This window comes from Kitasatospora sp. NBC_01287, assembly GCF_026340565.1.
GTDB lineage: Bacteria > Actinomycetota > Actinomycetes > Streptomycetales > Streptomycetaceae > Kitasatospora.
In genome coordinates this window covers 4,771,096-4,784,177 of record NZ_JAPEPB010000001.1, presented here as the reverse complement: position 1 = coordinate 4,784,177, position 13,082 = coordinate 4,771,096, and the positions used below count along the sequence as shown (strand labels likewise).

General features: G+C 73.6%; 12 protein-coding genes. 2 read left to right on the top strand and 10 right to left on the bottom strand.

Translation table 11 applies throughout. The annotated features are described in order from the left end of the window. Entirely contained in the window at positions 1-1,695 is a 1,695-nt protein-coding gene (locus OG455_RS20540; protein WP_266295817.1) for an LCP family protein, read from the bottom strand. A 211-nt stretch (positions 1,696-1,906) separates the two neighbouring features. Here OG455_RS20540 and OG455_RS20535 point away from each other — a divergent pair, with 211 nt between their 5' ends. Both OG455_RS20535 and OG455_RS20530 read left to right on the top strand, forming a co-directional pair. Beyond that, the gene (locus OG455_RS20535) at positions 1,907-2,647 is read left to right on the top strand and encodes a FadR/GntR family transcriptional regulator (RefSeq protein ID WP_266295815.1); all 741 of its coding nucleotides are present in this window, start codon (positions 1,907-1,909) and stop codon (positions 2,645-2,647) included. 80 nt (positions 2,648-2,727) lie between these two features. After that, complete coding sequence (locus OG455_RS20530) at positions 2,728-4,014, top strand: MFS transporter (protein WP_266295813.1); 1,287 nt, start codon at positions 2,728-2,730, stop codon at positions 4,012-4,014. A gap of 69 nt (positions 4,015-4,083) precedes the next feature. Here the strand turns inward: OG455_RS20530 and OG455_RS20525 are convergent, their stop codons facing one another. The 9 genes from OG455_RS20525 to OG455_RS20485 form a co-directional block, all read right to left on the bottom strand. Then, the gene (locus OG455_RS20525; protein ID WP_266295811.1) at positions 4,084-4,800 is read right to left on the bottom strand and encodes an ABC transporter permease; all 717 of its coding nucleotides are present in this window, start codon (positions 4,798-4,800) and stop codon (positions 4,084-4,086) included. 30 nt (positions 4,801-4,830) lie between these two features. Then, positions 4,831-5,748: an ABC transporter ATP-binding protein gene (locus OG455_RS20520; RefSeq protein WP_266295809.1), complete on the bottom strand. Its 918-nt coding sequence runs from the start codon at positions 5,746-5,748 to the stop codon at positions 4,831-4,833. A gap of 9 nt (positions 5,749-5,757) precedes the next feature. Further along, complete coding sequence (locus OG455_RS20515) at positions 5,758-6,669, bottom strand: ABC transporter permease (protein WP_266295807.1); 912 nt, start codon at positions 6,667-6,669, stop codon at positions 5,758-5,760. Next, positions 6,666-7,607: an ABC transporter ATP-binding protein gene (locus OG455_RS20510; RefSeq protein ID WP_266295805.1), complete on the bottom strand. Its 942-nt coding sequence runs from the start codon at positions 7,605-7,607 to the stop codon at positions 6,666-6,668. Before OG455_RS20510 ends, OG455_RS20515 begins: the two co-directional genes overlap by 4 nt. A gap of 172 nt (positions 7,608-7,779) precedes the next feature. Continuing rightward, positions 7,780-8,850 (bottom strand): hypothetical protein, encoded by a 1,071-nt coding sequence (locus tag OG455_RS20505; protein ID WP_266295803.1) that lies wholly within the window; start codon positions 8,848-8,850, stop codon positions 7,780-7,782. After that, positions 8,847-9,863 carry a hypothetical protein gene (locus OG455_RS20500; RefSeq protein ID WP_266295801.1) on the bottom strand — a complete coding sequence of 339 codons (1,017 nt, stop codon included), beginning with the start codon at positions 9,861-9,863 and terminating at the stop codon, positions 8,847-8,849. The genes OG455_RS20505 and OG455_RS20500 overlap by 4 nt, the downstream gene beginning before the upstream one ends. Continuing rightward, positions 9,860-10,762 carry a hypothetical protein gene (locus OG455_RS20495; RefSeq protein ID WP_266295799.1) on the bottom strand — a complete coding sequence of 301 codons (903 nt, stop codon included), beginning with the start codon at positions 10,760-10,762 and terminating at the stop codon, positions 9,860-9,862. Before OG455_RS20495 ends, OG455_RS20500 begins: the two co-directional genes overlap by 4 nt. Positions 10,763-10,820: 58 nt before the next feature. After that, entirely contained in the window at positions 10,821-11,660 is an 840-nt protein-coding gene (locus OG455_RS20490; RefSeq protein ID WP_266295797.1) for a hypothetical protein, read from the bottom strand. A gap of 264 nt (positions 11,661-11,924) precedes the next feature. Then, positions 11,925-12,968 (bottom strand): NAD(P)-dependent alcohol dehydrogenase, encoded by a 1,044-nt coding sequence (locus OG455_RS20485; protein ID WP_266295795.1) that lies wholly within the window; start codon positions 12,966-12,968, stop codon positions 11,925-11,927. Positions 12,969-13,082: the final 114 nt, after the last annotated feature.

Here is a 13,082-nt window from a genome sequence, read left to right as displayed (position 1 = left end):
TCAGCCGTTGTAGCTGAGGTTGGCGCACGGGTCGTCGTCGGCCGAGCGGGCGTTGTCGGCGATGCTGGACGGCAGCGGGGCCGGGGCGGCGGACGCCGCGGCCGCTGACGGGGCTCCGGCCGACGGGGCGCCACCTGCCGTGGTCGCGTAGTCCTTGCCGAGGACCAGGTTCAGCCCCGCGGCGCTGCCCTTCTCCAGCCTCGCCCCGGGGAAGAGCCGGGCCAGCTGCTGAGCCGCCGTCAGATCGGTGGCGCCGTACTGGATCACGGTGGTGTCGTGGTTCTGCGCGGCCGCGTTGGCCAGCCCCGCCACGGTGAACCCGGCGGCCTTCAGCTCGGCGGCGGCCGTGGTGCTCAGGCCCCGGGTGGTGGTGCCGTTGTAGACCGTCACCTTGGCTCCGGCGCCGTTCACCGCGGCCGGCGAGGGAGCCGGCGGGGACGCCGGGGCGGCACTGCTCGCGCCGCCGCTCGCCGGAGCGTCGGCCTGCTGACCGCCGGCGTCCTGCCCGTCCAGGGTGCGGTCGGCCTTGACCGCCGCCCAGAGCCGGTCCGAGTCGGGCTTCACCCAGGCCACCCGGGCACCCTCGAAGCGCCAGGGCACGGTGATGAACTTGACGTCGTGCAGGTCGATGTTCTTCATCGACAGCCCGAAGCTCAGCAGCTTCTCGGGGGTGGCCAGGTCCGGGTCGACGGTCACCGACTTGGTGGCGGCGTCGGCCAGCGGCAGCAGGGTGGTGGGGTCCATCCCCTGGCCCTTGACCTTCTTGATCAGCGCGGAGAGGAAGGCCTGCTGACGCTGCATCCGGCCGATGTCGGAGCCGTCCCCGATGCCGTGCCGCACCCGGACGTAGTCCAGCGCCTGCTGCCCCGAGACGTTCTGCAGGCCCTTGGCGAAGATCTGGCTGCCCTTGTGGCCGAGGTTGGGGTCGAGGTCGCCCTGGTAGACGGCGTTCGGCAGGCAGACCTGGACGCCGCCGACCGCGCCGGTCATCGCGGAGAAGCCGGAGAAGTCCACCACCAGGGTGTGGTCGACCCGCAGCCCGGTCAGGTGCTCCACGGTGTTCTGGGTGCAGGCGGGGTTGCCGGTGTCGGTGTTCCCCATCGAGAAGGCGGCGTTGAACATGGTGTTGGGCTGCGGCTTGGTCCACTTGCCGCCGACCAGGCAGGACGGGATCTCGACCAGCGAGTCGCGCGGGATCGAGACGCCGACGGCGTGCTTGTGGTCGGCGTAGACGTGCAGCAGGATCGTGGTGTCGGAGCGGGCGCCGTCGTCACCGCCGCCGCCCAGGTCGCTGTTGCCGCCGCCGCGCGAGTCCGAACCGATCAGCAGGACGTTGACCGGCTTGTTGCCGTTGGCGTCGGCGGTGGCCGCCGGCGGGCGCTCGGTGGCGATGCCGGCCCGGTCGAAGCTCTTGATGTTGCCGGTCAGCCTGAGGTAGACGGCGCCGGTCGCGCCGACGCCCAGCAGCACCGCTCCGGCGGCGGTCCAGACGATGATCTTCTTGCGGCTCGGCCCGCGCCGGGACCTGGCCCGGCGGGCGGCGGCCCGGCCACCGGCGGCAGCGGCAGCGGCAGCGGCAGCGGCAGGGGCAGCGGGGGCGTCGCCTCCAGCGGGAGCGCCACCGGGCGGGCCGGAGCGTGCGGACCGCTGCCCGGGGACGCCGCGGCCGGCCGAACGTGCCCTCTGTCCTGGCATGCGCGCTCCCCCTCCGACGGCCCACCGGCTCCACTTGTCTGCGGAGCATATAAAGCCACCATCTCGATCACTTGACCGGGTCTTGACTTGCGCTATGACTGAACCAGGGAGGCGGTCCGATCCGTACCGCCAGTTGTAGGATGACCGGGCAAGAGGTTGTAGGATGACCGGGCAACGGGACAGGTCCCCGGACGGCGATCGGAGGTGGCGGGTGAGCGGCGAGCAGAACGGCGGCGGCACCCTGCAGGCCGCCGGTCGGCGCTCCCTGGTGGACGCGGCGATCGAGCAGCTGCGCGAGCAGCTCGCGGCCGGCGCCTGGGCGGTCGGCGAGCGGATCCCGACCGAGCACGAGCTGGCCGAGCGGCTGCGGGTAGGCCGCAACACCGTGCGCGAGGCCGTCCGGGTGCTGGTGCACGCCGGCATGCTGGTCACCCGGCAGGGCGAGGGCACCTTCGTGCGCAGCACCAGCGACCCCGCCTCGGTGCTGCGCGGCGTGCAGCGCTCCGGCGTGCGCGACGTGCTGGAGGTGCGCGCGGCGCTGGAGGCCGAGGCGGCCCGGCTGGCCGCCGTCCGGCACACCCCCGAGGACCTGCGCCGGATGCGGGCCGCGCTGGCCCGCGAGGCCGAGGTGATCGCCGCGCACCCCGAGCGGGGCGGCCGCGAGGCCACCGTCGAGCACGACCTGGAGTTCCACACCGCGGTCGTCGAGGCCGCCCACAATCCCGCCCTCACCGAGGTCTACCGCTACTTCGGCGCCTCGGTGCACGAGGCGATGCGCACCGCGTTCGGCGACCACGAGATGCCCGAGGTGGTCGTGGCCACCCACGCGGCGCTGGTCGACGCGATCGAGAGCGGCGACCCCGAGCGGGCCGAGGCCGCCTGTCGCGCGCTGCTGGCCGAGCCCACCGCGGCGGTCGAGCAGCTGCTCGCGGAGTTCGCCGCCCGGAAGTAGTCGGAAGCCGCCGGGCCCGCACCCACCGCGGGTCCACGCTTCCCCCTGCCACGCCCGATTTCCCTAGAAATGGCACCACCATGTCCGTCACCCGGGCTCAGCACTCGCTGCCCACCTCGGTCCTCCCCGTCCGCTCCCGGCTCGCCCACCCGGCGCTGCTGCTGACCGGCATCGTGCTGGTCGCGCTGAACATGCGGGCCTGCCTGGCCGCCGTCTCCCCGATGGTCGGCGAGATCCAGCACACCTTCGGGCTCTCCACCACGGTCAGCGGGCTGATCACCACCGTGCCGGTGCTCTTCCAGGGTGTCGGCGCCCCGCTCACCCCGCGGCTGACCCGCCGCTTCGGCACCGAGCGGGTGGTGCTCGGCGCGGTGCTGGTGCTGGCCGCCGGGGTGCTGCTGCGGGTGCTGCCCTCGGTCGCGGCGCTGTACGGCGGGTGCGTGGTGATCGGGGTGGCGATCGCGGTGCTGAACGTCTCGATGCCCGGCCTGGTCAAGCGGGAGTTCCCGCAGCGGGCGGCGGCGATGACCGGGGTGTACTCGACCACCATGCTGGTCGGCGCCACCCTGGCGGCCGGCAGCTCGGTGCCGCTGGAGCACGCGCTGGGCGGCGGCTGGCGGGCCTCCCTGGGGGCCTGGTCGCTGCTCGCGCTGGTGGCGGCGCTGGCCTGGCTGCCGCAGGTGCTGAAGGCCCGTCAGGAACGGTCGGCGGGCGCCGTGCCGGCACAGACACGGGCGCCGGCACAGACACAGGTGCTGGCACAGGCACAGGCAGGGCCGACGGCCGGCAAGCCGATCGCCGGCATCTGGCGGCTGCCGCTGGCCTGGCAGATCAGCCTCTTCATGGGCGTCTCCTCGCTGATGGTCTACACCCTGGTCGCCTGGATGCCGACGGTGCTGGCCGATCACGGGATGAGCCGGGACCAGGCCGGCCTGGTCTTCGCGTTCAGCAACCTGGTGCAGGTGGCGGGCGCCTTCCTGGTGCCGCTGCTGGCCGGCCGGCTGACCCGGCAGCGCGGGCTCGCGGTGGCGATGGCCGCGCTGAACGCGGCGGGCGTGACCGTGCTGCTGCTCGCCCCGGTCTCCGGCGCCTGGGTGGCGGCGGCGGTGCTGGGCCTGGCCCAGGGCGGCTCGCTCGGCCTGGCGCTGGCCTTCATCGTGCTGCGCACCGACAGCGTCGCGGGCGCGGCCCAGCTGGGCGGCATGTCGCAGGCGGTCGGCTACCTGATCGCGGCCCTCGGCCCGGTCGGCGCGGGCGCGCTGCACCAGCTGACCGGCGGCTGGACCGCGGTGCTGGTGGTGCTGCTCGTGCTGGCGGGCGCGGCGGCGGTGGCCGGCTGGGGCGCCGGGCGGGACCGCACGCTCTGACGACCGACCGCCCTCACCCGTCCTTACCCGCGCCGGCCTGGCCGGCGCGGGTGGGGACGGGTGGCGCGGTCAGTCGTCCGCGTTGAGGGTCAGGCCGGCCAGCCGGACCGTGGCGAAAGCGGTGGCCCCCACGGCGACGACCAGCAGCAGCGGGATCGCCGCGCCCAGCGCGACGTCGGCGGTGATGGCGCCGGGTGAGGCGATGGCCTTGGCGACCGACAGGCCCCATTGCTGGATGCTCAGCGTCCTGGCGCCCTTGACGAAGTTGCCGACCAGGCTCTCCCAGATCAGCGCGTACGCCAGCCCCACCACCACCGCGTTGCGGGTGACGACGCCGAGCAGCAGGAAGAGCGCGCTGTAAGCGGCGCCCGCCACCAGCGTGCCCACCGTGTAGGCGAGCGCCAGCCCGTCCGCGGTGCCGTCCAGGATCAGCCCGGCGACCAGGGTGGGGACGGCGGCGAAGACCCAGGTGGTCAGGACGGCGACGGCCAGCTTGGTGAGGACGATCCGCCACCGCGGCAGCGGCTTGGCGAGCAGGTAGACGATCGAGCCGTCGTCGATCTCGGTCGAGATGACGCCGGTGCCCACCACCAGCCCGAGCAGCGGGACCAGGGTGCCGAGACCCAGCGTGCCGAGGATCTTGACGGCCAGGTCGTGCTTGTCGGCGCTGGAGGCGCTCGCCACCGCGGCGAGCAGCACCAGCAGCACCGGGACGACCAGCAGCAGGATGGCCCGCCGCCGGCCGAGCAGACCGCGTACGGTCAGCCGTGCCACGGTCAGGTTCACGGTAAGGCCCTTTCTACGGTGTTGCGGTGGTCAGGAGTTGACCAGGTAGGAGAAGACGCTCTCCAGCGACTCGTCCGCCGGGGAGACCGTCAGGAGCCGGATGCCGGCCTCCTTGGCCACCTTGGGCAGCAGGGTGGTGAAGCCCTGGAAGTTGATCGCCTGGATCCGCAGCGCCCGCTCCTGCCAGTCCAGTTCGATGCCGGCCGTGGAGCCGTCGGCGATCAGCGCGGCCGCCAGCCGCCGGTCGTCGCTGGAGCGGACCAGGTAGCGGTGCGGGCGGTTCGTCATCAGCCGGCGGATCCGGCGGAAGTCACCGGAGGCGGCGTGCCGCCCCGCGACCACGACCTCGATGTGCCGGGCCAGTTGCTCGACCTCCTCCAGGATGTGCGAGGAGAAGAGCACCGTTCGGCCGTCGGCGCCGAACCGGCGCAGCAGCTCCATCAGTTGCAGCCGCTGGCGCGGGTCCATGCCGTTGAACGGCTCGTCCAGCAGCAGCACGGCCGGGTCGTGGACCAGCGCCGAGGCCATCTTGACCCGCTGCTTCATGCCCTTGGAGTAGGTGCCGGTCTTCCGCTCCTGGGCGTACTCCATCTCGACCAGGGCCAGCGCCCGGCGGGCGGCGGCGCCCGGGTCGGGCAGGCCGTGGAGTTCGGCGTTGGCGAGCACGAACTCCCAGCCGGTCAGGTAGTCGTACATCGACTCCCGCTCCGGCACCAGGCCGATCGCCCGGTAGACCTCCTGGTTGCGCCAGATCGGCGCGCCGTCCAGCGTCACGCTGCCGGCCGAGGGCGCCAGGAAGCCGCTCATCAGGTGGATCAGGGTGGACTTGCCCGCGCCGTTCGGCCCGAGCAGACCGGTCACGCCGGGCCCGATCGACATCGAGACGTCGTTGACGGCGACCACGTTGCCGAACCAGCGGGAGACCTTGTCGATGGTGATGACTGCCATGACGACCCCTCAGATCTTCCGGTAGCGGCGCAGCAACAGCAGGTACGAGCCGACGACGATGGCGAGGATCTCCAGCCCGAAGACCACCGTGCCCAGCGCCCCGGGGGTGCCCTGGAAGTCGGGCGTCAGGCCGCAGACCTGGTTGACGAAGCGCTCCACCACCGAGCCCGGCGCGATCACGTAGGCCCAGGTCGCGCTGGTCGCCCGGGTGCTGTCCAGGCCGCCGGAGAGCCCGGCGACGATCGTCGCCACCACCCCGGTGACCACCAGCACGCCCATGATCGCCGCGACCCCGAAGCCGCGCCGCGGCGTGGCCGCCGCGACCCCCAGCCCGATGGCCGAGAAGACCACCGAGTAGAGCGCGGCGTCGAGCAGCCCCATGCCGAGGTGCGCGGTGTTGTGGCCCAGGTCCAGCCCGCCGAGCAGCGCGCCCAGGTAGAGCACCAGCAGCGGCAGCACGGTGACGATGAGCATCGCCACCACCAGCGCGGCGCCCTTGGCCCGCACGTAGTCGGCGCGGGTGATCGGGCGGGAGAAGTACAGCGGCACGGTCGCGTAGCGCAGATCGCGCGAGAGCAGCACCGGGGCCTGGGCGGCCACGAAGATCTCCGCGAAGAGCAGGCCGATCCCGTTGAGGTACTGCGGGTAGTCGGTGGGCAGCTCCGTGCTGCCCTGCTTGATCGCCACGACCACCACCACCGCGGCCGGCAGCGTGATCGCGGCCAGCATCAGCATCGGCAGCACCTTGGAGCGGGCCGAGCGGCCCAGGCCGAAGGCGCCGCGCAGGCCCTGGACGAAGAGCGAGCGGGTCGCGTAGCCGCGGCCCAACCGGGGGCCCTGGTAGCCCCGGTAGCCGATGTTGTGGATGACCCCGTCGGGGACGGCGGAGGCGGGCGGCGGGACGTCGGACTGCGTGCTCATCGGCTGCCCCCGGCCGGCTCGGTGAAGATCTCGGCGACCCGGTGGCGGCGCTGCTCCAGGCGGACCAGGCCGAGGCCGAGGTCGGCCACGGTGTCGCGGATCAGGTCGTAGGTGTCGTCGCCCGCGAGCTCGACCAGCAGGATGTGCCCGCCGTCGGGGCTGACGCTCAACCCCGCGGCGGCCAGCCGCTGCTGGACCTGCTCGTCGGCGGTGCCCTCCGCGTTGTCCGTCACCTCGACGGCCAGCAGCTGGGTGGCCTCGGTGAAGGAGGCGGTGGAGGAGGAGCGCAGCAACTTGCCGCCGTCGATCACCACCAGGTGGTCGCAGGTCCGCTCCAGCTCGCCGAGCAGGTGCGTGGTGACCAGCACCGAGATGCCGAACTCGCGGTGCACCTTGCGGATCAGCCCGAGCATCTCGTCCCGGCCGACCGGGTCGAGGCCGTTGGTCGGCTCGTCCAGCAGCACCAGCCGCGGGTCGTGGACCAGCGCCTGGGCCAGCTTCACCCGCTGCTTCATACCGGTGGAGTAGCCGCCCATCGGGCGGTAGCGCTCCTCGTACAGGCCGACGTGGCGCAGCACGTCGGCCGTCCGCTCGCGCGCGGCGGTGGCCGGCAGCCCGGACATCCGGGCCATGTGCACCACGAACTCGGTGGCGGACACGTCCGGCGGCAGGCAGTCGTGCTCGGGCATGTAGCCGACGAGCTCGCGGATCGCCGACCCCTCGGTGGCGATGTTCAGGCCGAGCACCTCACCGCCGCCCGAGGTGGCGGGTGAGAGCCCGAGCAGGATCTTGATGAGCGTGGACTTGCCCGCCCCGTTGGCTCCCACCAGCCCCACCACGCCCGGCTGCACCTCTACGGTGAGCTGGTCGAGCGCGGTGATGGCGGGGAACCGCTTGGTGAGGGCGTCCGTTCTGATGACTGGCGACGCGGTGGACACCCCTCGAACCTAGTGCCCCGGAGCACCGCTCGGATCTGGCTGTGGGCGGGGACCGTCTCCTGCTGCGGGATGACAGCGGGCGGCACCGCCCCCTAGGGGTTGTCCGGACACGAAGCTTCGGCGGCCTCGGCGGCGCCCGGCGCGAGAGCGCGCTACGTACCCTGACGGTCCGTCATCCGAGCAGGTCCGCCTGCAGCAGCACCACCTGGCGGAAGGCCTGGTTCGGCACACCGTGCGGATTGGTCATCAGCACGGTGGCCACCAGGTCGCCGGAGCCGAGGTAGGCGGCCTCCGCGACCGGCTGCTGGGCAGCGAGCGGGCCGACCTGGATGCCGCTCTTGGTGGTGAAGCTCGCCGTCGGGACCCGGAAGTCGAAGTCGTCGATGCCGGTGGTCGCCTGCTCGACCGCCCGCAGGCTGCCGTCCGCGGTCAGGCTGCCGTAGAAGTCGCCGCCCTCGTCCGCCGAGCCGAACTTGAGCAGCCAGATCTCGGTGCGGGTGCCGTCCTCGGCGGTCCAGACCCGGGTGGCGGCCGCGCGGCAGGCGTCGTCCGCCAGCAGGTTGGGCATGTTGGCGGAGCCGTTGTGCAGCTTGGCGTAGTCGCCGCAGACGGCCGACGCGGCCAAGGTGCCGGCCGCGGCCGGGGCGGCGCCGGAGGAGACCGGGGCGGCGGACGTGCTGCCGGACGCGGCGGTGGTGGCGCCAGGGGTCGCGCCGGCGGTGGCGCTGGGGGCGGCGGCGGACGCGGTGGTGCTGGGTGCGGCGCTGGACGCGGTGCTGGTGGCCGCGGCGCCGCCCGGCAGGGCCTCGCGGGGTGCGGGCAGCACCAGGGCGCGCAGGTCGGCGTAGTGCCGGTGGCCCGCGGCGGAGTCGCTCGGTGCGGGCCTGCTGTCCGGGAGTTGAGGCAGCGTCAGGGCGGCGAAGGTGTAGCGGCCGTCGTTGGGCGTGGCGAGACCCGGGATCCTGGTGCGCGCGGGCGCGGTGACCGCGACGGCGGTCGCGCCCGCGGTGGCCGCCAGCAGCACCACGGCGGCCGCCCAGCGCAGCACGGTGGACGCCCGGGGACGGCGCGGCGGGGGCGGCGGGAGCAGCGGCTCCTGGCCGGGGACGGCCCAGGGGTCGAAGGAGTACTCGACGGCGGGCCCCGGGGACGGCTCGGCGGGCGGCGCGAAGGACGGCCCGGCGGGCGGCTCGGGGGCGTGCTCGGGGGTCTGCTCGCGCTGCTCGGGGGTCTGCTCGGTCATACGGACGCTCCGGGAAGGGCCAGCCGCTGCAGCTGCTGACGGAAGATGGACACGGCCTCGCTCAGCGGCAGCGGCGCGACCCCCTCGACGTGCATGGTCACCAGCAGGTCGCCGACGGCCGCCGTGCACTCCATGCCGTCGATCGGTGCCGACGGGTCGAGCTGCGGCAGGAAGCAGCGGGCGTCCGGGTGGTCGGGGACCTGCGGCCCGTCCCGGAACACGCCGAGATCCGCGGCGAGCGCACCGTCGAAGGCGTTCTCGGCCTTGACCGACTGCTGGTCGAACTGGTCCAGCCAGATCGTCGCGACCATGGTCCCTTCGTCGCTCTGGTAACTGCGCACACCCGCGCCCCGGTGGCCCTCGGCCTGCAACTCGGCCTTCACCTTGTCGCGCTGGTCCTTGGGCAGGTCCTTGACCTGCGCGTCCAGGTAGCTGCTGAGCTGATCCTTGGTCAGCGCGGTGTCGTCGCCGTAGACCCCGTCGTCCGGGCCCAGCCGGAAGGCGGTCGGCACCGGGAGCAGGAGGTCCCGCATCGAACCGAAGTGCACACCGTTCGAACCGGCGCCGTACGCCGGGCCGGTGGACGTCGGCGCGGGTGCGGGTGCGGGCGAGGCCGAGACGCTCGCGGAGCCGGGAGCCGGCGCGGCCGCCGTGGCGTGATCGGGCGACGCCGCGATGATGACCGCGCCGATGCCCGCGCCGACCAGCACCGCCGCCGCCATCGCCGCCACCACGCGCAGCGCGGAACCACGGCGAGGGGCGGTGGGGGCGGCGAACTCGGTTGCGGGGGAGGCGAAGTCGGGGGCCCGGAACGGGTCCGCGGGGGGCAGCGCGGGGTCCGGGACGACGGTGGCCGCGGGCGCGGGCGCGGGCGCGGGCGCGGATGCGGGCAGCGGCTCGGCCGGGGCGCTGCCGGTTCCGGCCTGGACGAGGTCCTGGACGGGGTCCTGGGCGGGGTCCTGGTCAGGATTCTGGTCAGGGTCCTGGGCGGAGTTCTTGTCGAGGTCGCTCATGCCAGCCGCTCCCACTGCTGCTCGGCCAGGTCGCGGACCGAGTCCGCGCTCACCTGGGCGGTGCCGAAGGCCTCCACCCGCACCACCAGGTCGCCCCGCCGGGTGACCGCCGCCGCGTAGTAGAACTGATCGTTGGTCTCGAAGTAGGTCGACGGCGTGCTGTCCGCGTGGAACCCGCCTTCCAGGCCGTCCGCGAACGGCGTCCCGCCACTGCGGGCCGCCGTCGCCTGCTGGATGGCCGAGGCCGAGTTGTCGGAGAAGTACTGGACCAGCTGGACCCGGTACTTCACCCCGTTCTGCTCCCAGCAGTTCATCACCGCCCGGCGGAACCCGGAGGTCAGCAGCTCCTGGAAGTCCTTCGCCGCCAGGCCGTCCTCGTCGGCGAGTTGGCCGGCACTCTCCCAGTCGCCCGGGTCCGCGACCTGGAAGTCGTCCCAGTCCTGCGCGCCGTCCGGCTTGGGCAGCAGCAGCGGGCGCAGGTCACCGTCGATGGGCAGCGGCTCGGGGGCGAGCGCCGCCGAGACCTGGGCGTTCAGGCGGGTGACCGGGTAGCCGGGTGCGGCGGCCGGCTGCAACGGCGGCAGCGGGGTGGGCGGGCGGCGCGCCTGGATCGCGTAGCCGATGCCGCCGCCGAGCAGCGGGCCCAGCAGCAGCGCGCCGACCAGCGGCAGCACGATCCGCCCGCGGCGGCGCGCCGGACGCGGGGCCGCCTGCGGCGGGACGGTCGCGGAGAAGGGATCGACCAGGACATCGAACCGGACGGTGCCGTCGGCGGGACCCTCGACAGCGGAGGCGGGCTGCTCGGCAACGGCGGGCCGGTCGGGGGCTTCGGGCCGGTCGGGGAATTCGGGCCGGTCGGGGGCTTCGGGCCGGGCGGGGACTTCGGGCGGCGTGCTCACGGCGGGCTCCTGCGCGGGCGGGACGGGGGTCGAGGGCGGACCGCTGCGGTCCGCGGCCTCAGCCACCGCTGCCCAACCGGTCGTGCTGGCCCTGCATCGCGGTCGACAGCAGCGAGGTGTCGGGGTCGCCCTTCACGTACACGTGCACCTCGTACTCGACGTCGCCGACCGAGCTGACGCCGGCCATCTCGCCGGTGAACGCCTGCTGGTCCGGCTTGAAGAGGAAGCCCTTGGCCGAGCTGTCGCCGGTCACCGGGATCGAGGTGCCGCTGTCGAAGCCGGTCGACTGGGCGAAGGCCCGCGCGTTGTCGGCCGAGGAGAACCGCATCAGCCGGGTGGAGACCTCGGTCTGCCCGTCGGCGCTGCGGTACCGGCGGGAGACCGCCTCCTGGTAGCCGTAGGAGTCCAGGATCCCCTGAGTGTCGCCGGGCTTGTCGTAGTCCTTGGCGATGTCGGCCACGGTGAGCGCGGTGCCGTCCGGGTCGCCGTAGGGCTGGGCGCCGCCCGGGACCGGGAGCAGGAAGTAGCGCAGGTCCCCGCTGTGGGAGTCGCCGCTGACGGTGCCGTGCAGCGTGCTCGCCGGCGCGGGGGCCAGCGTGATGCTGGGCAGCGGCACCGGGGTCGGGCTCGCGCTCGGCAGGGCACCGGGGCTCGGCGCGGCCGCGAGCGGACCGGCCGCCGACGCCGCGGCCGACCGGTGGTGGCCGGGTCGGCCGACCGCGACGGTGACGGTGGCGCTGGCCGCGGTGATCGCGAGCAGCCCGACCGTGGCGAGCGTGATGGTGACGGCACGTGGCAGCCGACCGGACCGGGCACCGGGCGGCTCGGTCGCGGTGACGGAGGCTTCGACTGGCCGTACGTCTGACCGTACGTCAGTGACAGGATCGGGCGCGGACAACTGGCTCCCCCCACGGAGTGCACGAGCGAGACCCGTGGCGCTGTGCCGAACCCGGCCGCACCAAAGGTCACCTGGCAGTATGAGAGATCACCGAGCGCGCTCACCAATGCGAAAATCCGGCCCCATTCTCCCATTGCTCCACCTATCGGACACGTCGTGACCGAACCGCAACGAGCCGCGCGCACCCGTGCCGCTGGAGCGGCACGGGTGCGCGGAAGGACGCGGGCGGGAGACCACGTCCAGCTCAGGGGGCTCGCGGGCCCGCTACGGGATCGTGATCACGACCTTGCCGAACGGGGCGCCGTCCCGCAGGTGCCGGTAGGCGTCCAGGGCCTCGTCGAAGCCGAAGACCCGGTCGATCACCGGGTGGATCCGGTGCTCCGCCAGCGTCCCGTTGAGCGCCTCGAAGCTCGCCCTGCTGCCCGCCGCGAGCCGCTGCAGGGAGAAGAAGCGGCCGTTGAAGACATCGGTGTCGACCGTGGTCCCACCCGAGGGGAAGGCACCCGCCACCGAGATCTGGCCGTTGAAGCCGATCGACCTGATGGAGTTGGCGATGGTGGGTGCCCCGACCGCCTCCAGCACGAGTTCCACCCCGCGCCGCCCGGTGAGGTCCAGGACGGCCGACTCCCAGGCGGGCGTGACCCGGCGGTCCACCACCTCCGCGGCACCGAGCTCCTTCAGCCGCAGGGCCTTCTCGTCGCTGGAGGTGACCGCGATGACCCGGCCGCCCAGCGCCGCGGCGAGCTGGACGCCGAACAGCGCCACCGCCCCGGCGCCCACCACGAGCACGTTGTCCCCCGCCGACATCGGCCGCGGCCCGGTGGTCAGCGCCGACCAGGCCAGCACCCCGGCGCAGGGCAGCGTCGCGGCCTCCTCGAAGGAGAGGTGCGCCGGGATCGGCACCACCGACTCCTCGTCCACCACCTGGTACTCGGTCAGCATCCCGCCGAGGTTGGCCCCGTGCTGCTCACTGACGAGCGGCAGGGTCATCGGTCCGTCGATCCAGCGGCGGAAGTAGGTGACGGCCACCCGGTCGCCGGCCTTCGCACGGCTGACGCCCTCCCCGACCGCGACGACCTCGCCCGCGCCGTCGCTGAGCGGCACCACGCCGGGCGCGGCGGGCACGGCGTAGGTCCCGTCGAGGATCATCAGGTCCCGGCGGTTCAACGAGGCCGCGCGGACCCTGATCAGCACCTGGTTGGCGCCGGGCTCGGGAATCGCGCGCCCCCGGCGGACCAGCCCGTCGAGGCCGTCCTCGTGGCGGTCGAAGTGGTAGCCGGCCGCGGTCCCGCCCTGTGTGTACGTCATCGTGCTCGTTCTCCCCAGCCATCGCTGTCAGGTAGGTTTCTGACGGGTCCTCAGCTCCGTGCCCGCCGGTTTCCCGCTACGGCTCAGGACAGTACGCGCACAATCGGTTCTCGG